We start from the raw sequence: 19,269 nt of genomic DNA on the forward strand, positions 1-19,269 counted from the left end.
CACGGGCGGTCGCTGCCGGCTCCCCCGAGCGTCACCGTGTGGCAGGCTCGCGATGTGGGCGATTTGTCCGATAGGTCGATCCCGGTGGCCGGGATCGGCGTCCGGCTGAGCGGCGGGCGGCTGCGCTCGGTGCCGGTCTGGCTGGTGCCGGCGACGGTCACCCTGCTGGCGACGCTCGCCGGCCTGGACGCCGCCCAGCCGTGGCGCGACGAGCTGGCGACCTGGAGCGCGGCAACCCGGGGACTGAGCGGTCTGTTCCGCCTGGCCGGCACCATCGACGCCGCCACCGGCCCCTACTACCTGCTGATGCACGCCTGGTTGGCGGTGGCCGGCGACTCGGTGGCCGCACTGCGCCTGCCCTCCGCCCTGGCCATGGCCGCGACCGCCGGTCTGACCGCGGTACTCGGACACCGGCTGTGGGACACCCGCGTCGGCACCCTCGCCGGCCTGCTGTTCGCGGTGCTTCCCGGCACCTCACGGTACGGGCAGGAGGCGCGGCCGTACGCCCTGGCCGGTACGCTCGCCGTGCTGAGCACGCTGCTGCTGGTCGACGCGCTGCGCCGGCCCAGCCGGCGGCGCTGGATCGGTTACGCGGCGGCGACCACCGCCCTCGGGCTGACCCACCTGGTGGCCCTCACCCTGCTCGCCGCGCACGCGGCCGCCGTGCTGACCGTGACGCAGACCGTCCGGACCGACCCCGCGACCGGCGCCGGCGTCACCCGCCAGGGTCGCGGCGGGACACGGATCTCGCCGACGTCGGGCCGGTCGGCCGGGTACTGGTTGGCCGCTCTGGTGCCGGTGGCCACGGCGGTGGTGCCGCTGGCCGTGATCGCCCGGGGCCAGCGGGCCCGGCAGCTCGACTGGGTGGACGCCGCCCGACCCGGCGACCTGGCCGCGCTGGCCGGCGGGGTGGCGCAGAGCAGTGTGGTCGGCGGCGTGCTGCTCGGACTCGCCGCGCTCGGCGCGGCCCGGGCGGGCCGCCGGGGGCTGCTGCCGGTGAGCTGTGTCCTGGCGCCGGTGCTGCTGCTCTTTCTCGCCGGGCTGGTCGTCCCCCTCTGGGTGCCCCGCTATCTGGTCTTCGTGGTGCCCTTCGGCTGCCTGCTGGCCGGCGCGGCGCTCGCCAGCGCCCGGCTGCCCGCCGCGCTCGCGGTGGTGGCCCTGACCGGCCTGCTCGGCCTGCCCGACCAGGCCGCGCTGCGCCGCACCCACGAGTGGCCACGCAGCGCGACTGTGGACTACCGGACGGTGGCCGAGATCGTCGGAAGCGATCGGCAGCCCGGTGACGCGGTGGTCTACTCGCCCCGCGACAGCTGGCTCTTTCTCGACCTCGGCCTGCGCTATCACCTCGGCGGTCGGACCCCGCAGGACGCGCTGCTGGTCGAGGGTCAGGAGCGTCGGGGTGACCTGTGGGCCGCCGAGTGCGACCGGCCGGCGGAGTGCCTGGCCGAGGTCGACCGAGTCTGGCTGGTGCTGGCCGGACGACGATCCGACCCCCTCGCCGCCGTGCCCGGCACCAAGGGGGACGCGCTCCGCGACCACTTCGCGGTGGCCCGGGTGTGGCCACGCCCCGGCATCACGCTCGCCCTGCTGACCCGGCGCGGCTGACCCCTCCGGGTCCACCTCCCCCGAAAGCGGCGGTCGCGGTCGGGCGGAAGGCGTCGGTCAACCGCCGCTGCGGCCCTCGGGGGCGCTGCGCGCCGCCAGCGGAAGGGCCAGGAACGCCTCGGTGCCACCGTCGGCGCCGGGGCGCAGCTCGATGGTGCCGCGCAGTTCCCCGGTGACCAGCGCCCGGACGATCTGCAGCCCGAGTTTGGCACCACCCTCGTCGTCGAAGCCCGCCGGCAGACCACGACCGTTGTCCGTGACGGTGACGTTCAGCATCCGGCGGAGCCGGTGCGCCGTGACCACCACCTCGGGCTTCGGCAGGCCAGGGGGCACCGGCGCGTCGTCATCGGCCGGCGGAAAGCCGTGTTCGACGGCGTTGAGCAGCAGCTCGTTGAGCACCATCACCAACGAGGTGGCGATCTCGGCCGGCAGCACGCCGAACGTGCCGGCACGACGCATCGCGACGGTCACCTCGGTCGCCGCCACCTCGGTCGCCGCGTTGGCCACCCGATCGACGATCCCGTCGAACTCCACCGCCTCGTCGCTGGACATGGCGAGCGTCTCGTGCACCAGCGCGATCGACGCCACCCGGCGTACCGACTCCTCAAGGGCCACCCGCGCCTCCGGCATGGCCACCCGACGGGCCTGGAGGCGCAACAGCGCCGCCACCGTCTGCAGGTTGTTCTTCACCCGGTGGTGGATCTCCCGGATGGTGGCGTCCTTGGTGATCAGCGCCCGGTCGCGCCGGCGTACCTCGGTGATGTCACGGACCAGCACCAACGCGCCGATCGGCACCCCGGCGGGCATCAGCGGCAGGGCCCGGGTGAGCATGGTCGCCCCGCGCGCGTCGATCTCCCGCCGCGGCGGCGCCTCGCCGCGCAGCGCGGCGAGGATGCCGTTGGCGGCGTCGGTGCCCTCCAGGGGATCGCCGGCCAACCGCCGGTGCAGCACCGCGAGATCCTCACCGACCAGGAGTGAGGCGTGCCCCAGGCGCCGGTACGCCGACTGCGCGTTGGGACTGGCGTAGGTGACCTTGCCGCCCGCGTCCAGCCGCACCAGCCCGTCACCGACCCGCGGCGCCGAGGTGGTCTCGCCCGGGTGCCGGGGCGGCGGGAAGGTGCCGTCCGCGATCATCTGCGCCAGGTCGTCGGCGGTGGTGAGGTAGTTCAGCTCCAACTGGCTGGGCGTACGCGCGGTGGACAGGTTGGTGTCCCGCCCCACCACGGCGATCACCTCGCCGGACTCCCCGTCGGCCGTGCGCAGCCGGACCGGGATCGCCTCGTGCCGGGCGGGCACGTCGCCGTACCAGACCGGGTCGCCCTCCCGCCAGATGCGCCCCTGCCCGTAGGCGACCTCCAGGTGCGCCACCTCCGGACCACCGACGATCCGTCCCACCTGGTCGTCCTGGTACGCGGTGGGCGCGGTGGTCGGGCGCACCTGGGCCACGCAGAGGAAGCTGCCCTCACCGTCCACCGGCACCCAGAGCAGCAGGTCGGCGAAGGAGAGGTCGGACAGCAACTGCCAGTCACCGGCGATGCGGTGCAGGTGGTCGATGTCGACCCGGCGCAGGCGGGTGTGCTCCTCGGCGAGATCGCGCAGCGTTGACACGCCGACCAGCGTGCCACGTCGACCGTCACATCGTCGCGGTGACCTTCTGCAACCCGCGCGGCGCGTCCGGGTCCTCGCCCCGGGTCAGCGCGAGCGCCAGCGCCAGCCGTTGCAACGGCAGGATGTCCAGCAGCGGGGCGTACCGCTCGTCTACCTCGGGCACCGCGAGGCGGGTCGCTCCCTCGATCGCGGCGGAGCCGACCACCACCACGTCGGCGCGGCGCTCGCCGAGCCGGGGCAGCACCTCGCCCATGGACCGTCCGCCCGGCCGCGATGTCGATGGAGAGTTCCGCGGTCGTCGCCAACTGGGAGTCCGGTGCGTTGGTGACGGCCAGGGTGAGGGCACCGGAGTCGCGGGCGGCCCGGAGCACCTCCGTCAGGTCGGGGGATCCGCCGCTCTGACTGACCCCGACGACCAGGGCGTCGGAGAGGTCCGGCCGGCGCCGAAGAGGGTGACCGCGCTCGGCGAGGCCAGGCCGGCCGGTAGGCCGAGGCGGATCGCGCTGAGATAGGCGCCGTACAGCGCGGCGTGGTCCGAGGTGCCCCGTGCGGTGAACACCATGTGCCGGGGTCGGCGCTCGGCGATGGCCGCGGCCACCCGGGCGATGGGGTTGGCGTGCTCGGTGGAGAGCAATCGCTCGTAACCGGCCGGCTGCTCGTCGATGTCGGCGGCCATGCCGCTGCCTGGGCGCGTCACGGAAACTCCTCCCCTGCGCGATATCCGCGCGATTCCTGCTCCGTCTTGCACCTTTGGCTCAGTCTGAGCAATCAAATGAGCAGGAGTGCGCAATGGATCACCAAGACTGGGGTTCGTCACCTACGCTGACCCGACCTCACCGCGCAGCCGGGACCGACGAGCGAGAGGACCACGTGGCCGAGGGAACGGACGACCGGGCGCTGCCGGCGACGGAGGAACTGATCCTGGCCCGGCGGGCCCTGGAATCCGGCGAGCTGACCCACGCCGCCGACCACGTCGCGGCGGCGCTGGCCCGAGCACCGACGCTGCCCGAGGTGCACGAGACCCTCGCCCGGTTGGCCGCCGCCAGCGGCGACGGCGGGATCGACCTGTTCCCGTTGCAGCACCACACGTTCGTCGGTGCCGTGGTCGCCCGGGCACACCTGCTCGCCGCGGCCGGTCGACCGGCCGAGGGCCTTGATCTGCTGGTCGCGGCCACCGCTCACGCGCCGGGGGCGGACTGGGCGGGCGTGCCCTGGGTGACCTCGCCCGAGTTGGCCGAGCGTCTCGGCCCCGAGCAGGCCGCCCGGGTGCTGATGCAGGTCTGTGCGGCCGTGCCCGATCCGGTTCCGCCACCGAACCGGACCGCCCTGTCGCCGTACCTGACGCTCGCCCGCAACGCGATCACCATCCACCCGGAGCACGCGCTGCTGCTGGGCACGGCGTCCGCGCTGGCCCGGCGGGTGGCGGAGGTTCCGCTCGCGGTCCGCTGGGCCAGCCGGGGCGTACAGGCGACGCCGTCGAAGATGGGCGAGGTGTGGCTCGGGTACGCGCTGCGCAGCGCCGGACGGACCCGGGAGGCGCTCGCCGCGTTGCGCCGCGCCGTCGAACACGACCCGGACGACCTGGCGGTGTACGCCGACATCGCCGGCACCCTGGCCGACCACGGCCGGCTGGCGGAGGCGCTCAGGTGGATCGAGCGCGCCCTGGCCCGCAACCCGTCCTTCGACTGCGCGGTGCACACGGCGCACCGGCTGCGATTCCAGCGCGATGGTGCGGTGCAACATCTGGTGGCGCTGGCGGACTTCATCCGCGACCACCCGGACGACTCACACGAACACGGCGACCTGGCTGAATGCTGCCGCGGACGTCCCTGGCTGGGTCAGGTGACGCCGGCACCGCCGACCACCGGGACCGCCGCGACGCTCGGGCACCCCGGCACCGGGCCCGCCGACGGGTCGGAGCCGACGGTCGCGGCGCGTCCCACGTCGCCGCCGTCCGCGGAGGCCGCCCGCCGCCTGCGCCAGCTCGCCCACCCCGCCTGGCCGCACCCACCGGCGGCCTACGACGCGGCGGTCGGCCTCGCCACGCTCGACCTGTCCGACCTGCTCGGTCTGCTGGCCCATCCGCCCGAGACCCCGCAGACCGCGCTGGGGCGGGTGCTCGCCGGCCAGGACCCGGCGCTGTGGTTGCGCTGCGTGCAGGTCTGGACCTGTCTCGGGCTGCTGCACCACCGCACCGATGAGCCGTGGCCCGATTCCACCCGGCGACGGGTGCTCGTCGAGCTGGCGCGCGAGGTGCCGGAGGCCGCCGAGGCGGCCCTGTTCGCCCTGGTTACCGCGGCCTGGGTCGATCCGTCGGTCCGTACCGACGTGGCCGCACTGGTCACCGAGCGGCTGACGGCGGTGGCCACGGCGACCCGGCACCATCCGGTGCCCAACGCGGCCTCGCTGGCCCACCTGGCGCTTGCCACGCCGGATCTCGATCCCGAGACCATCGCCACCGCGCGGACGCTGGCCGGGGTGACCGTCCGCGATCGCCGGGGCGCCAGGTGGGCCCTGCGCACCCTGCTGCGCCGTCTGCTGCGTCGTTCGGCGTGACGAGTCGCCAGCGCCGGGACACCCGTCCTCGCCAGCACCCGCCCGCCGGACGCGCCCTGGCGGTCCCTGGTCGCCGTCAGACAGCCGGCGCCCGGGCCAGCTCGGTCTCGGCCTGTTCCTCCCGGCTGGCGTCCGGTTCCGGCTCGTTGCTCGTGCGCAGCGGAATCTCCCGGATGAACCAGGCCAGCACCGGGACCACGACGGCGAAGAGCACCGCCCAGAGGAACACGTGCGAGATCGCGTCGGCGAGCCCACCGAGCACCAGCTCGCGGGCCTGCGCCGGCAGTTCCCGCAGCTGCTCGATGTTCATCGCCGCGCCGGCCTCGCCGCCACCGCTGAACGCGCCACCGGCGGCCGAGCCGGCCAGCCGGTTGGCGAAGATGGCGCCGAACAGGGAGATGCCGAACGACCCGCCGATGGAGCGGAAGAAGGTGGCCGCGCCGCTGGCCGCGCCGAGGTCCTTCTGGGCGACGCTGTTCTGCGCGATCAGCATGGAGGTCTGCATGAGGAAGCCCATGCCGGCACCGAGCACGAGCATGTAGAGCGACGACTGGAATCTGCTGGTGTCCACCTCCAGCAGGCTCAACAGGGCGAGCCCGGCAGTCATCACCACGCCACCGACGATCGGGAAGATCCGGTACCGCCCGGTACGGGTGATCGCCCGGCCGACGACCAGCGAGACCAGCAGCATGCCGAACATCAACGGCAGCAGCAGCAGGCCGGAGTTGGTGGCCGAGGCACCCTGCACGGTCTGCTGGTAGAGGGGCAGGAAGTTCATCGCGCCGAACATCGCGAAGCCGAGCAGGAAGCCGATCACCGAGATGAGGGCGAAGTTCCGGTTGGCGAAGAGCCGCAGCGGCAGGATCGGTTCCGGAACCCGCCGCTCGACGAACCCGAACACCACGAGCGCCGCGACGGCCAGTACGGCGAGGCCGAGGATCTGCGGGCTGACCCAGGCGTACTCGTTGCCGCCCCAGGTGGTGATCAGCACGATCCCGGTGATGCCGACCGACAGCAGAGCGGCACCGACCCAGTCGATGCGGTGCTCGGTGCGGTACTTGGGCAGGTGCATGGTGGCGATCAGCAGCACCAGCGCCACCCCGCCCAGGGGCAGGTTGACGTAGAAGGCCCAGCGCCAGGAGAGGTGATCGGTGATGAAGCCGCCGACCAGCGGGCCGGCGACCATCGCGATCGCCATGATCCCGGCGATCATGCCCTGGTAGCGGCCGCGCTCGCGGGGCGGCACCAGGTCGCCGATGATCGCCATGACGCCGACCATCAGACCACCGGCGCCCAGACCCTGCACCGCCCGGAAGGCGATCAACTGGACCATGCCGTCGTCGGCCCCGCCGAGGAAGCCCGACCCGGCCATGCCGCACAGCGCGGAGCCGACCAGGAAGATCACCACGGCGGTGAGGAAGACCGCCTTACGGCCGTAGAGGTCGCCGAGCTTGCCCCAGATCGGGGTGGACACGGTGGTCCCCAGCACGTACGCGGTCACCACCCAGGTGAAGTGGTTGAGCCCGCCGAACTCGCCCACGATGCGCGGCAACGCGGTGCTGACGATCATGTTGTCGAGCATCGCCAGCATCATGGCGATCATCAGACCGAAGAGCACGACCCGGACATTGGGTCGCACGGCGGTCTGGTTCTGCTGGGCCATCGGTAAGCTCTCCCCCCGAGATGCGGCACACTTACTTGCCGCCCGGCTAGTTACCTTACTAGCCGCACGGTAAGTTGGACAGGTGACGACGGTCAACCGGATTGGCAGGTAGGGGTGAGTCAGAGCACAGGCGGCACCCGAGAGCGGATCAAGGCCGTGGCGCTGGAGCTCTTCACCGAGCAGGGCTACGAGGCGACGTCCCTGCGCGAGGTGGCCGAGCGGCTCGGGGTGACCAAGGCCGCGCTCTACTACCACTTCAAGAGCAAGGACGAGATCGTCACCAGCGTGGTGGAGGACCGGCTGGAGCGGATGGACGCGCTGATCGCCTGGGCCGACAGCCAGCCGGCCACGCCGGCCACCCGTAGGGCGGTCATCGAGCGGTACGCCGACGCCACGTTCAACGGCGAGCAGCCCTCGGTGATGCGGTTCTTCGAGCAGAACCAGACGGCGCTGAAGAGCCTCTCCGCCGGCCGGGAACTGCGCGATCGGATGTTCCGGTTGTCCACCGCCCTCTGCCACGGCGACGACTCGCCCGGCGCCCAGCTCCGTGCCGTGCTGGCCCTGTTCGCCGTGCACAGCAGCTGGTTCGCCGTACGCACACCGAACATCACCGACACCGAACGCAAGCGAGTCGCCCTGGAGGTCGCCAACGAACTCCTAACCGCCATCGCCGCACCCCACCCACCCCATGTTGATCATGAGGTTAGCGGCTAAGTTGATCTATGAACCTGCCGCTAGCCTCATGATCAACACGGGTTGAGGGGTTCAGGGGAGGGGGAGGCGGAGGGCTAGGAGGTTCACGCCGGGGAAGGGGGTCCAGTCCCGGTCGGGCTGGCGGACGAAGCCGCGCCGGCGGTAGAGGTGATGGGCCGGCTCGGCGTGGCCCTCGCGTACGCAGATGGTCAGCGCGGTGCAGCCCAGCTCGATGGCGCGTACGACGCATGCCTCGACGAGCGCCGCGCCGGCTCCCCGCCCCTGCGCGGTCGGGTCCACCGCCAGCATCCGGAACTCCGCCTCCCCCGGCCCGCACATCTCGGCGTACCGGGTGGAGGGCAGCACGAAGGTGACCGAGCCGAGCAGCTGACCATCTGCCGGGTCGACGGCCACCAGCACCTCACCGTGCTCCGCCCGGGCGGAGACGTCGGCCAGCACGTCGGCGTAGCCGGTCTCGCCCTTGAGCTGGCCGTCGGCCTCGTACGCCGCGACGGTGAGTCGGGCAACCCCGGCGAAGTCGGCCGGCTCGGCCGGACGGATCAGCGGGCCGCTCAACCGATCACCGCGATCAGGTCACCGTCCTGCACCACGTCGCCCTCGTTCACCGCAAGCTGCTGCACCACGCCGTCGGACTCGGCGATCACCGGAATCTCCATCTTCATCGACTCCAGGATCACCAGGGTGTCCCCCTCGGACACGGTGTCCCCGGCCGACGCGACGACCTTCCAGACGTTCGCCACCATCTCGGCGCGGATCTCCTCGGCCATCTCTGCGGCCCCTTCCTCGCGGCTCCTGCGACGTATCCAATCATGAGCGGGCGGCCAATGGGCGCGGAGCAGCCCCGGCAGCGGTCCACTCGTACCGCCGGCACTAGCATCAACGGGTCAGACCCGACGTCGGCCAGGGCGACAGGCTCCGGTGACAAGGGTCGGCCGCAGCCCGATCCGGCCATCACGAGGAGGTCAGCATGGCGAAGAAGGCCCGCAAGAAGAAGGCCCGCAAGAAGAGCGCCGCGAACCACGGCAAGCGCCCCAACTCCTGAGCCGGCGGGCGGCTGCCCGCCGCGATCGGACGCCGGACGCACCGGTGCCCGGGTCGGATTCGACCCGGGCACCGGTGGGTGTCAGTCGGCCAGTTCGCGCGACTCGCTGGTCTCGAAGACGACGAGTTCACTGATCCGCACGCGCAGCCGTTCGCGCAGCTCGTCCGGCGCGGACTCGTTGCCGCAGCAGCGCGCCACCAGCGCCTTGACCTCCTGCTCGATGCCGTACTCGCGCAGGCAGTGGCCGCACTCGTCGAGGTGGTGCCGGATCAACGTCCGCCGCTCCTGCGCGCATTCCAGGTCGAGGTAGAGGTAGACCTCGGCGAGCACCTCACGGCAGTCCGTCTCGTGCGGGTCTCCACAGCTCACGTCACACCTCCCGGCCGGTGGCGGCGGTCGAACTCCGGGCCGGTTGGGCCGCGGAGAAACCCCGCTCCGCGGCGTACCCCTCAAGCAGCTTGCGCAGATTACGGCGTCCGCGGTGCAACCGCGACATCACCGTGCCGATCGGCGTACCCATGATGTCGGCGACCTCCTTGTAGGAGAAGCCCTCGACATCGGTCAGGTAGACCGCCAGCCGGAACTCCTCCGGCAACTGCTGGAGGGCCCCCTTGACATCGCTGTCCGGCAGCCGGTCGAGCGCCTCGGTCTCGGCGGACCGCAGCCCGCTGGAGGTGTGCGACTCCGCCTCGGCCAGCTGCCAGTCGGTGATCTCGTCGGTGGGCGCCTGCACCGGCTGGCGCTGCCGCTTGCGGTACGAGTTGATGTAGGTGTTGGTCAGGATCCGGTAGAGCCAGGCCTTCAGGTTCGTGCCCTGCTCGAACTGGTGGAAGGCGGCGTACGCCTTCAGGTAGGTCTCCTGGACCAGGTCCTCGGCATCCGCCGGGTTACGGGTCATCCGCAGCCCGGCAGCGTAGAGCTGATCGACGAATGGCATCGCGTCCCGCTCGAAGCGGGCCCTGCGCTCGTCCGTCTTTTCCGTGGTCAACCGCACATCCCCTCGGGTCGGATGCTTCCCCGCCGAGGATACGCGCACCGGCCTTCCGGAAGATTCGGTTCCGACGGGTGTGCCCGTCGGAACCTCGACCGGCGGCACCGCCGCCGGCCAGTTCGGGCCGGCCAGCAGCTGCCTGAGCTGCCGTGCCTCCCGCTCGTCGTGTTCCCGGTTCCGGATCTCGGTCGGCACCGGTCACCCCCTCGCACAGTGGTTGTCCGAGGTGTTCAACGCGCGCCGCGGGCCGACACATTCCGGCTCGGGGCCGGGCGTTCCTGGTCCCCGCCCCGGCGGTGCGACCGCGGCTGGGACCAGGAAGGGCCTGGGAGCCCGGTGTCGCCGCCCGGACCGGGCACTGGGACACCACCGGGTGCAACGACGCGGCGCGGCCGGCGGACACGGCAGCGGGAACGTGGTGGCCCGGCGGCAGACCGGTGCCCTCAGGCCCCGGCCCAGCCGTGCTCACGCAGCCAGTCCACCGTAAGAGCGGCCGTACCGGCCGGGTCGACCCGCAGGTCGTGCCGCTCTCCCGGCCGGAGCACCACCCGCACCCCCGGCCCCGGCTCCGGCACACCGAACGGATCCCTGTCCCCGTTCACCACCAGGGTCGGCAAACCGGTCACCAGCTCACCGGCCCGGCTCCGCTCCGGTCGACCCGGCGGGTGCAGCGGAAAAGCGAGTGCCACCACCCCGGCGGCGCCGGTCGCCGACGCCGTCCGACAGGCCACCCGCGCACCGCTGGAGCGGCCACCCACCACCAGCGGTACGCCCGGCTGCCGCTGCCGCAGCACCGTCAGCACGGCTGACCACGCCTCGTCGAGGTGCCCGGCCGGGGCCGGTGCGCGTCGGCCGGCGACCCGGTACGGCTGGGTCACCCGCACCACCGCCAGCCCGGCGGTCACCGCGGCGTCGCGCAGGGCGATCAGATCCGGGGCGTCGACGCCGCCGCCGGCCCCGTGCCCCAGCACCAACAGGGCACGGGGCGGACCGGACGGCTGATCGGTGTCGACCCGAGCGGGTCCGCGCGGAGTGTCGAGGACGTCATGCGGCACCGTCCCATTGAACCCGTTTCGACCGGGACCACGCCCGTCGGTCAGCTCAGCGGCACCAGGGTGAGCAGCCGGTCGCGCACCGGCGGGCCGGGCTCACCGGCGGCCTCGGGATCGGGTTGCACCTCGCTACGCCAGGCGACGAGCATCGCCCGCCGCTCCCGTGGCGTGGTGCCACCCCAGACGCCGTGGCAGTCGCCCACCTCAAGCGCCCACGCCAGACAGGAGCCCTGCACGTCGCAGCTGCGGCACAGGGCCACCGCCGCGTCGGCCGGCTCGTTCGGCGCCGGAAAGAACGTCTCCGGGTCGACGCTCTGACAGGTGCCTCTGGTACGCCAGGCTTCGTCCTGTCGCCGCTCACGCAATGCCCGCAACAGTCGCGGATCACGTCGCGCGGCGGCTACCTCGTGCGGACGGGGCATACGCGCCCGTGTCATCCACCCACCTCCCCCGTGGGACCAGCAACATCGATGGACATCGTTCACCCGACGCGAACGACACCCACCACCGGCGCTGTGTTGTATCGCATTTGCACACACGGAGACAAGACTTCGCCGGGAAGTTGGCAGAACGTCCGAGTCACCTATCACCCGCAACCGCAGCAAATCACTCCCGACAATGTGGCGGCGCGCGATCAGAAGAGCGTCGACTCCACGGGCTCGCCCGGACGGGTCAGCGGCACCCGGGCGGTGAGCCCGGGGCCGTCGTTGCGCACATCGCCCACGGCCCGCCCCACCGGACGCACCTCCAACCGGGCCAGCCAGTCCATCGGCGGCGGTACGAGCAGTTCGGCGGGATCGGCACCGCCGTCCAGCCAGGTCGCCCAGCGATCGGGCGGCAGCAGCAGCGGCATCCGGTCGTGCACCTCGGCCAGTTCGCCGAGGGCCGCGGTGGTCAGCACGCTGAAGGTCAGCAGCGACGTGTCCGGACCGTCCCAGACCGACCAGATGCCGGCGAAGGCGAGCACCGCGCCGTCGCGCGGGGTCATGTAGTACGGCTGCTTCGCGCCGTCGGTCAGCCGCACCCACTCGTACCAGCCGTCGGCGGGCACGAGACACCGGCGGCGGGCGAAGGACGGCGCGTACGCCCGGCTGGTGGCGACGGTCTCGGCACGCGCGTTGATCATGCGGGCCGCACCGGCGGGCGATCGGGACCACGGTGGCACCAGACCCCAGCGGCCCCGCGAGAGCGCCCGGTGCCCCGCGGCACCGATCCGGACCAGTGGCACCGGATCGGTCGGCGCGACGTTGTGATCGGCGACCAGCCCGTCCGCGGTCTCGTCGACCGCCTCGAACAGGCCACTCAGGTCACCGGCGCTGCGAGTCGTGGCGTACCTACCGCACATGCCGCTCACGCTAGCGCGGCGCTCCGCCGGGCGGCTGTCCCGTTCCCCGGGAGGGGCGGTGACCGTAGCGCCACCGGGGCGCCGGCACGGCAGAATGTAACCGTGGGGAATGTGACCGCGACCCGGCCGCTGCAGCCGTGGACCGCACCGACGGCAAGTGACCCGGTGTCGGCGGCGCTGCGCCTGCCCGGCTCCAAGTCGATGACCAACCGGGCCCTGGTGCTCAGCGCGCTGGCCGCCGGGCCCTCGACCCTGTCCCGGCCGCTGCGGGCCCGGGACACCGAGCTGATGGCCGCCGCGCTGCGGGCGATGGGCGCCCACGTCTCGATCGCCGACGACGACCGCTGGCTGGTCCGACCGCACCGGCTGCGCGGCCCGGCCCACGTCGACGTGGGGCTCGCTGGCACGATCATGCGCTTCGTGCCACCGGTGGCGGGCCTGGCCGACGGGCAGGTCACCCTCGACGGTGACCCGCACGCCCGCACCCGCCCGCTCGGCCCGCTGATCGAGGCGCTGCGCTCGCTCGGCGTACGCGTCGACACCCCCGCCTCGGGCAGCCTGCCGCTCGTGGTGCTGGGCGCCGGCCGGGTGACCGGCGGCGAGGTCGTGATCGACGCCTCGGCCTCCAGCCAGCTGGTCTCCGGGCTGCTGCTCGCCGCCCCACGCTTCGACCGTGGGCTGGTGGTCCGGCACGTCGGCCCGCCGGTGCCCTCCGCACCACATCTGCGGATGACCGTGCAGATGCTGCGCGCCGCCGGTGCCGCGGTCGACGACAGCACCCCCGACGTCTGGGCGGTGGAGCCCGGGCCGTTGACCGGGCGTAGCTGGGTGATCGAGCCGGACCTCTCCGGCGCGGTGCCGTTCTTCGCCGCCGCCATGGTCACCGGCGGCGAGGTGACGCTGCGCGGCTGGCCGGCGCGCGGCAGCGCCCAACCGGTCGAGCGGCTGCGCTCACTGTTGCAGCAGATGGGGGCCACGGTCACCCTCACCACCGAGGGGCTCGCGGTGCGCGGCACCGGCCCGGTGAAGGGGTTGCGCGCGAATCTGTCCGACGTCAGCGAGCTGACCCCGGCGTTCACCGCGCTGGCCATGCTCGCCGACTCGCCGTCGGTCTTCACCGGGGTCAGCCACATCCGAGGCCACGAGACGGACCGGCTGGCCGCCCTGGCGCGGGAGTTCACCGCGCTCGGCGCCGACATCACCGAGTCGGCCGACGGGCTGGAGATCCGACCCCGCCCGCTGCGCGGCGGGGTGTTCCGCACCTACCACGATCACCGGATGGCGCACGCGGCGGCGGTGACCGGTCTGGTCGTGCCGGGCGTCGAGCTGGACGACGTTTCGTGCACCTCGAAGACCATGCCCGAGTTCCCGGCACTATGGTCGGCACTGGTGACCGGCAAGAGCTGAGCGGAAGAAGGGGCGGCCCTGGCGACCAGGCGGCGGGAGTACGACGAGGACGACGTCCGGGTCCGGCCCGGCAGGTCCTCCCGCCCGCGTACCCGGACCCGGCCAACGCACGCCGACGCCAAGGACGGTTTCGTCATCGCGGTGGACCGCGGGCGCTACACCTGCGTGCGGCCCGGTGCCGGGCCGGACGACCCCACCGTCACCGCGATGCGCGCCCGCGAACTGGGCCGGAAGTCGGTGGTGGTCGGCGACCGGGTCGGGCTGGTCGGTGACACCTCCGGTTCGTCCGGGGCGCTGGCCCGCATCGTCCGGATCGAACCACGCCGGTCCGTGCTGCGGCGCACCGCCGAGGACGACGCCAGCACCGCCGAGGGGCGGCTGGAACGGGTGGTGGTCGCCAACGCCGACCAGCTCGTGATCGTCAGCGCGCTCGCCGACCCGCCGCCGCGTACCGGGTTCATCGACCGCTGCCTGGTCGCCGCGTACGACGCGGACATCGAGCCACTGCTCTGCCTGACCAAGGCCGACCTGGCCGGGCCGGAGACGGTGCTCGACTACTACACCGAGCTGGAACTGCCGTACCTGCTCATCCGCCCGGACTCCCCGCTGGACGCGCTGCGCAGCCTGCTGACCGGCCGGGTCTCGGTGCTCGTCGGTCACTCCGGGGTGGGCAAATCGACGCTCGTCAACCGCCTGGTGCCGCAGGCCGAACGGGCGGTCGGCACGGTGAGCGCGATCGGCCGGGGGCGGCACACCTCGACAAGCGCGGTGGCGTTGCGGCTGCCCGCACCACCCGACCCGGAACAGGATCCGGGCTGGATCGTGGACACTCCGGGGGTACGCAGTTTCGGGCTGGCCCACGTCTCGGCCGAGAGCCTGCTGCACGGCTTTCCGGACCTGGTCGAGGCCACCGCCGACTGCCCGGCGAACTGCCCGCACACTGCCGACGAGGCCGACTGCGCACTCGACGGCTGGGTGGCGGCCGGGCGGGCCGACCCGCGCCGGCTGGCCTCGTACCGCCGGTTGCTGGCCTCCCGGGCCGGGGAGACCGACACATGGACCGAGCCCGACCCGCGCGGGCACCCGGAGTGACCCGGCGCGGCGCGGTCGTGCCGTCGACGTGCCGTCGCCGGCCCCCGGCGTCGTCGCGGTGCCGGCGTCGCTACCGTGTCCGGCATGACCGGGTACGCCGATGACCTGACCCTCGCCCACCGGCTCGCCGACGCCGCCGACGCCCTGTCGACAGCCCGGTTCCGGGCCCTGGACCTGCGGGTCGAGTCGAAGCCGGACCTGACTCCGGTCTCCGACGCGGACACCGCCGTGGAACGCGAGATCCGCGCCCTGCTCGCCGAGCACCGGCCCGGCGACGGGTTGCTCGGCGAGGAGTACGGCGCGACGCCGACCGCCGGAGCCCGCCAGTGGGTGGTCGACCCCATCGACGGCACCAAGAACTTCGTCCGGGGCGTGCCGATCTGGGCCACGCTGATCGCCCTGCTGGAGGACGGCCGCCCGGTCGCCGGGCTGGTCTCCGCGCCGGCCCTGGGGCGCCGCTGGTGGGCAGCACGGGGCACCGGGGCGTACGCGGGCCCGGACGCCTCCCGGGGTGTGCCCATCCGGGTTTCCGGGGTGACCCGGCTGGCCGACGCCAGCCTCTGCTACTCCTCCCTGGAAGGTTGGGAGAAGGCCGGGCGGCTCGACGCCGTGCTGCAACTGATGCGGGACACCTGGCGCAGCCGGGCCTACGGCGACTTCTACGGTTACATGCTGTTGGCCGAGGGTGCGCTGGACGTGATGATCGAGCCCGAGCTGTCCCTCTGGGACGTGGCCGCACTGGTACCCATCGTGACCGAAGCGGGCGGCACGATCACCGATCTGGCCGGCCAGCCGGCCCCGGCAGGCGGCGAGAACAGCACCCTGGCCAGCAACGGCGCACTGCATCCCGACATCCTCGACCGCCTCGGCAGCCCGCCGCGCATTGACGCCCGGTAACCTCTATCCTCGCCAGGTGGCTACCTCCGGTTGGTGTTTCCTGGCGGCGATGATCGTCGCGTACGGCGTCGCCAACCTGTTGCAGTCGGTCGCCGCCGCCCGCACCACGGTGCACCACACCTTCGATCCCGGGCTGCTGCTGCGGCTGGCCGGGCACCGCACCTATCTGGTCGGGCTGGCCTGCCAGGTGGCCGGGTTCGTGCTGGCCTTCCTGTCCCGGCGGGATCTGCCGCTGTTCCTCGTGCAGGCGAGCGTGGCCGCCGGGCTCGGCGTCACCGCCCTGCTCGGCGTGGTGCTGCTGAAGTGGCGGCTGCCGGTGGCCGAGGTCGTGCTGCTGGTGCTGCTCTTCGCCGGCATCACCGCGCTGGTCCTCTCCGCCCAGCCGGCACCGTCGAAGGCGCTCGGCACCGGGGGCATGGTCGCCCTGCTGCTGGCCCTGGCGGTGATCGCGATGCTGGGGTTCTTCGCGGTCCGGTTGCACGGCGCGCCGGGATCGGTGGCGCTCGGGTCACTTGCCGGGCTGGCCTTCTCCGCCGCCGCGGTGGCGGCCCGGCCGCTGGCCTCCGCGCCGAGTTGGGACGCCTTTCTCAGCGACCCGCTGCTCTACCTGCTCGTCGGCCACTCCGTGGTCGGTCAGTTGCTGCTCGGGCTGGCGATGCAGCGGGGTTCCACCACGGCGGCGGTGGCCGCCATGGACGCGGCCGGCGCGGTGCCCGCGGCCATCGTCGGGCTGCTGCTGCTCAACGACAAGATCTGGCCGGGCCGGGAGTGGCTCGCCGGGATCGGTTTCCTGGTCACCCTCGCCGCCGTCGTCGGGCTCACCCGGTACGCGGAGCCGCAGCACCACCACGCCGTCACCCGGGCGGTGGTGGGTGTTCCGCCGCCGCTCGTGGCGCAACCAGTGGCTGCGGCCTGCGAGGTCGCCGCGGCCGGCGGCCCGGGTGAACCGCTGGCTCAGGCCGCCTCGACCGGCCTGCGCCGGCCCACCACCCGCTCGTAGAGCCGTTCCAGGGCGCTGGCCGTGCGTTCCCAGGTGTAGCTGCACCGCACCCGGTCGACCGCGGCGTGTCCGTACGCGAAGCGGCTCGCGTTGTCGGCGAGCACCCGACGTAGGGTCATCCCGAGGGTGCGTACGTCGCCCGGCGGCACCAGCTTGCCGGTCACCTCGTCGACCACGGCGTCGGCGATGCCGCCCATGGCGTAGCCCACCACCGGGACACCGCAGGCCATGGCCTCCAGCGACACCCGCCCCGCCGAGGAGTAGTGCGGGGTGCAGGCCACCACGTCGGCCGAGCGGTACCAGGTGGCCATCTGCTCGTGCGGCACCGCGCCGACCAGGTGCACCTGCTCGCCGACGCCGACCCGATCGGCCAGTTCCCGCAGCCGACGGGCCTCGGCGTGGTTGGCCAGCCGGTCCGTCGGCGGCCCGCCGGCGATCACCAACTCCGCGTCGCCGACCAGGCGCATCGCCCTGATCAGATCCTCCTGGCCGTGACCTCGCCCGAGCCCGCCCACCGAGAGGATCCGGGAGCGCTGCTCCCGCGGGGCGGCCTCACCGTCGGGATGGAAGCGCTCGGTGTCGACCCCGGTCGGGACCATCGCGACCGAGGTGCGTTGCAGGCCCATCCGGGTCAACTCGTCGACCTCGTCGTTGCACTGGGCGACCGCGATGTCCACCGCCCGGGTCAGCGCCCGCTCCAGCGGGATACGGGTGCCCGGCCCGTCGTACTGGGCACCGAGGTGGCGCAGTTGTTCCATGCCGATCGAGTGGAACGTCTGCACCATCGGGATGTCGGTCTCCCGCACGGCGTGCGCGGCCGCCAGGCCACCGATCCAGTAGTGACCGTGCACCACCTCGGGTGTCCAGTCGCCGGACCACCGGTCGGCCAGCCACTCACCGTACGCGGGCACGTACGGCACCAGGTCGGCCGTGGGAATCGGCGCGACCGGGCCTACCGGTGCCCGCTCCACCCGGTAGCCGTCCACGACGTCGGTCTCCGTGACCTCGGGATCGTCCCGGCGGGTGTACACCCGCACGTCGTGACCCCGCCCGGCCAGTTCGGCCGCGACCCGTGCGATGTGCTGGTAGGTGCCGACGACGGTTCCGTCGCCGAACGGCGGCGCAGCGGCGTGGGCACAGACAAGGCCGACGCGCATGGGTCACCTCCATGCGGATGGGGCGTTGGTCTCCGGTCAGAGCGTCCCATTAACCGGCCTCCCAAGAGCCGAAACCTCGCAGATCGGGGGCACGCCCGGTGGCATGACCCGGACTCGGCGGGGTACCGATGAGGAATGCCCCTCGCCCGGAACCTGGCCGACGCCACCATCGTGATCACCGGCGCGTCCAGCGGCATCGGTGCCGCGACCGCGTACGCCCTGGCACGTCACGGCAGCACCGTGGTGCTGGCCGCGCGCACCGAGCCGGCCCTGCGCGAGGTGGCCGGGCACTGTCGTGAGCTGGGCGGTCGCACCCTGGTGGTGCCCACCGACGTGACGGACGCGGACGCGACGCGCCGGCTGGCCGGGACCGCGGTGGCGGAGTTCGGCCGGCTCGACGCCTGGATCAACAACGCCGCGGTCGGCACCATCGGACTGTTCGACGAGATCCCGGTGGCCGAGTTCCGCCGGGTGCTGGAGGTCAACCTGCTCGGTACGGCGAACGGCATCCGGGCGGCGCTGCCGCACCTCAGCGCGGCCGGTGGCGGCGTCGTGGTCAACAACGCCTCGGTGCTGGCCGAGGTGGCGATGCCGTACCAGTCCCCGTACAACGCCGCCAAACACGCCGTGCGGGGACTGTCCGACACGGTTCGCCAGGAACTGCGGGCCACCGGCCGGGGATCGGTCTCGATCTGCACCGTGCTGCCGGCCACCATCGACACCCCGTTCTTCCGGCACGCCGCCAACCACAGCGGCCGGCAGGTGCTGCCGCCGCCACCGGTCTATCCGCCGGAGGTGGTCGCGGAGACGATCGTCCGGTTGCTCAGGCGACCCCGCCGGGAGGCGTACGCCGGTGGTGCGGCTCGCCTGATCGGCATGCAGTGGCGGCTGGCGCCGGCACTGGCCGAACGGGTCCTCGGCTGGTACGGCCGGTACACCCAGTTCGGGCCGGCGCCGACCGCCGACACCACCGGTAACGTCTTCCGTCCCGACGCCACGGCCACCACCGACGGCGGCTGGCACGGCCGGCGGCGCCACCTGGTCCGGATCTCCGCCGCGTTCGGGCTGGCCGCCGCCGGCACGGCCGCCGCACTGGCCCGCCGGCTGGCCCGCTGAGCACGGGACGTGCCGACCTCGCCC

At 73.0% G+C, this 19,269-nt stretch carries 19 protein-coding genes and 1 pseudogene; 9 read left to right on the top strand and 11 right to left on the bottom strand.

What is annotated here, in order from left to right; genetic code table 11:
- Nucleotides 1-105 precede the first annotated feature (105 nt).
- The gene (locus KBX00_RS14485; RefSeq protein WP_301547962.1) at nt 106-1,605 is read left to right on the top strand and encodes a glycosyltransferase family 39 protein; all 1,500 of its coding nucleotides are present in this window, start codon (nt 106-108) and stop codon (nt 1,603-1,605) included.
- A gap of 57 nt (nt 1,606-1,662) precedes the next feature.
- On the opposite strand, the gene KBX00_RS14490 is transcribed toward KBX00_RS14485, so the two are convergent.
- Together KBX00_RS14490 and KBX00_RS14495 are read right to left on the bottom strand one after the other, a co-directional pair.
- Nucleotides 1,663-3,213, bottom strand: coding sequence for a PAS domain-containing sensor histidine kinase (locus KBX00_RS14490; protein WP_210827101.1), 1,551 nt, complete (start codon nt 3,211-3,213; stop codon nt 1,663-1,665).
- Nucleotides 3,214-3,238: 25 nt separating this feature from the next.
- A pseudogene (locus tag KBX00_RS14495) lies at nt 3,239-3,889 on the bottom strand (SIS domain-containing protein).
- A gap of 194 nt (nt 3,890-4,083) precedes the next feature.
- Between KBX00_RS14495 and KBX00_RS14500 the strand changes: the two are divergent.
- Complete coding sequence (locus KBX00_RS14500) at nt 4,084-5,769, top strand: tetratricopeptide repeat protein (protein WP_307868643.1); 1,686 nt, start codon at nt 4,084-4,086, stop codon at nt 5,767-5,769.
- A 76-nt stretch (nt 5,770-5,845) separates the two neighbouring features.
- Here KBX00_RS14500 and KBX00_RS14505 read toward each other — a convergent pair whose 3' ends face one another.
- Nucleotides 5,846-7,432, bottom strand: a complete 1,587-nt coding sequence (locus KBX00_RS14505) for an MDR family MFS transporter (RefSeq protein WP_210827105.1) — start codon at nt 7,430-7,432, stop codon at nt 5,846-5,848.
- A 114-nt stretch (nt 7,433-7,546) separates the two neighbouring features.
- Between KBX00_RS14505 and KBX00_RS14510 the strand changes: the two genes are divergently transcribed.
- Entirely contained in the window at nt 7,547-8,146 is a 600-nt protein-coding gene (locus KBX00_RS14510) for a TetR/AcrR family transcriptional regulator (RefSeq protein ID WP_210827107.1), read from the top strand.
- A 51-nt stretch (nt 8,147-8,197) separates the two neighbouring features.
- On the opposite strand, the gene KBX00_RS14515 is transcribed toward KBX00_RS14510, so the two are convergent.
- Nucleotides 8,198-8,701, bottom strand: coding sequence for a GNAT family N-acetyltransferase (locus KBX00_RS14515; protein WP_210827109.1), 504 nt, complete (start codon nt 8,699-8,701; stop codon nt 8,198-8,200).
- Nucleotides 8,698-8,913, bottom strand: a complete 216-nt coding sequence (locus tag KBX00_RS14520; protein ID WP_093405215.1) for a biotin/lipoyl-binding carrier protein — start codon at nt 8,911-8,913, stop codon at nt 8,698-8,700. The genes KBX00_RS14515 and KBX00_RS14520 overlap by 4 nt, the downstream gene beginning before the upstream one ends.
- A gap of 200 nt (nt 8,914-9,113) precedes the next feature.
- On the opposite strand from KBX00_RS14520, the gene KBX00_RS29825 reads away from it, so the two are divergent.
- Entirely contained in the window at nt 9,114-9,188 is a 75-nt protein-coding gene (locus KBX00_RS29825) for a 50S ribosomal protein bL37 (RefSeq protein ID WP_370461611.1), read from the top strand.
- A gap of 81 nt (nt 9,189-9,269) precedes the next feature.
- On the opposite strand, the gene rsrA is transcribed toward KBX00_RS29825, so the two are convergent.
- The 5 genes from rsrA to KBX00_RS14545 all read right to left on the bottom strand — a co-directional run bounded on the left by rsrA (nt 9,270) and on the right by KBX00_RS14545 (nt 12,576).
- On the bottom strand, nt 9,270-9,557 hold the full coding sequence (gene rsrA / locus KBX00_RS14525; RefSeq protein WP_164447727.1) for a mycothiol system anti-sigma-R factor: 288 nt from the start codon (nt 9,555-9,557) through the stop codon (nt 9,270-9,272).
- Nucleotide 9,558: 1 nt separating this feature from the next.
- Nucleotides 9,559-10,374, bottom strand: a complete 816-nt coding sequence (locus KBX00_RS14530) for a sigma-70 family RNA polymerase sigma factor (RefSeq protein WP_210827111.1) — start codon at nt 10,372-10,374, stop codon at nt 9,559-9,561.
- A gap of 248 nt (nt 10,375-10,622) precedes the next feature.
- Nucleotides 10,623-11,234: an alpha/beta family hydrolase gene (locus KBX00_RS14535; RefSeq protein WP_210827113.1), complete on the bottom strand. Its 612-nt coding sequence runs from the start codon at nt 11,232-11,234 to the stop codon at nt 10,623-10,625.
- A gap of 41 nt (nt 11,235-11,275) precedes the next feature.
- Nucleotides 11,276-11,668 (bottom strand): WhiB family transcriptional regulator, encoded by a 393-nt coding sequence (locus KBX00_RS14540; RefSeq protein ID WP_204001477.1) that lies wholly within the window; start codon nt 11,666-11,668, stop codon nt 11,276-11,278.
- 197 nt (nt 11,669-11,865) lie between these two features.
- On the bottom strand, nt 11,866-12,576 hold the full coding sequence (locus KBX00_RS14545; RefSeq protein WP_210827115.1) for an SOS response-associated peptidase: 711 nt from the start codon (nt 12,574-12,576) through the stop codon (nt 11,866-11,868).
- Nucleotides 12,577-12,678: 102 nt separating this feature from the next.
- On the opposite strand from KBX00_RS14545, the gene aroA reads away from it, so the two are divergent.
- From aroA to KBX00_RS14565, 4 genes are all read left to right on the top strand, one after another.
- Nucleotides 12,679-13,983, top strand: a complete 1,305-nt coding sequence (aroA, locus tag KBX00_RS14550; RefSeq protein ID WP_210827118.1) for a 3-phosphoshikimate 1-carboxyvinyltransferase — start codon at nt 12,679-12,681, stop codon at nt 13,981-13,983.
- 165 nt (nt 13,984-14,148) lie between these two features.
- Nucleotides 14,149-15,075: a ribosome small subunit-dependent GTPase A gene (rsgA, locus tag KBX00_RS14555; protein ID WP_307868674.1), complete on the top strand. Its 927-nt coding sequence runs from the start codon at nt 14,149-14,151 to the stop codon at nt 15,073-15,075.
- 84 nt (nt 15,076-15,159) lie between these two features.
- Nucleotides 15,160-15,972: a histidinol-phosphatase gene (hisN, locus tag KBX00_RS14560; RefSeq protein WP_210827125.1), complete on the top strand. Its 813-nt coding sequence runs from the start codon at nt 15,160-15,162 to the stop codon at nt 15,970-15,972.
- A gap of 49 nt (nt 15,973-16,021) precedes the next feature.
- Nucleotides 16,022-16,972 carry a hypothetical protein gene (locus KBX00_RS14565; RefSeq protein WP_210827357.1) on the top strand — a complete coding sequence of 317 codons (951 nt, stop codon included), beginning with the start codon at nt 16,022-16,024 and terminating at the stop codon, nt 16,970-16,972.
- Here the strand turns inward: KBX00_RS14565 and KBX00_RS14570 are convergent.
- Entirely contained in the window at nt 16,927-18,129 is a 1,203-nt protein-coding gene (locus KBX00_RS14570) for a glycosyltransferase (protein ID WP_210827126.1), read from the bottom strand. The genes KBX00_RS14565 and KBX00_RS14570 overlap by 46 nt on opposite strands.
- 135 nt (nt 18,130-18,264) lie before the next feature.
- On the opposite strand from KBX00_RS14570, the gene KBX00_RS14575 reads away from it, so the two are divergent.
- The gene (locus tag KBX00_RS14575; RefSeq protein WP_210827128.1) at nt 18,265-19,245 is read left to right on the top strand and encodes an SDR family oxidoreductase; all 981 of its coding nucleotides are present in this window, start codon (nt 18,265-18,267) and stop codon (nt 19,243-19,245) included.
- Nucleotides 19,246-19,269: the final 24 nt, after the last annotated feature.

Origin of the sequence: Micromonospora sp. C95 (assembly GCF_018070465.1) — a bacterium.
Taxonomy (GTDB): Bacteria; Actinomycetota; Actinomycetes; order Mycobacteriales; family Micromonosporaceae; genus Micromonospora.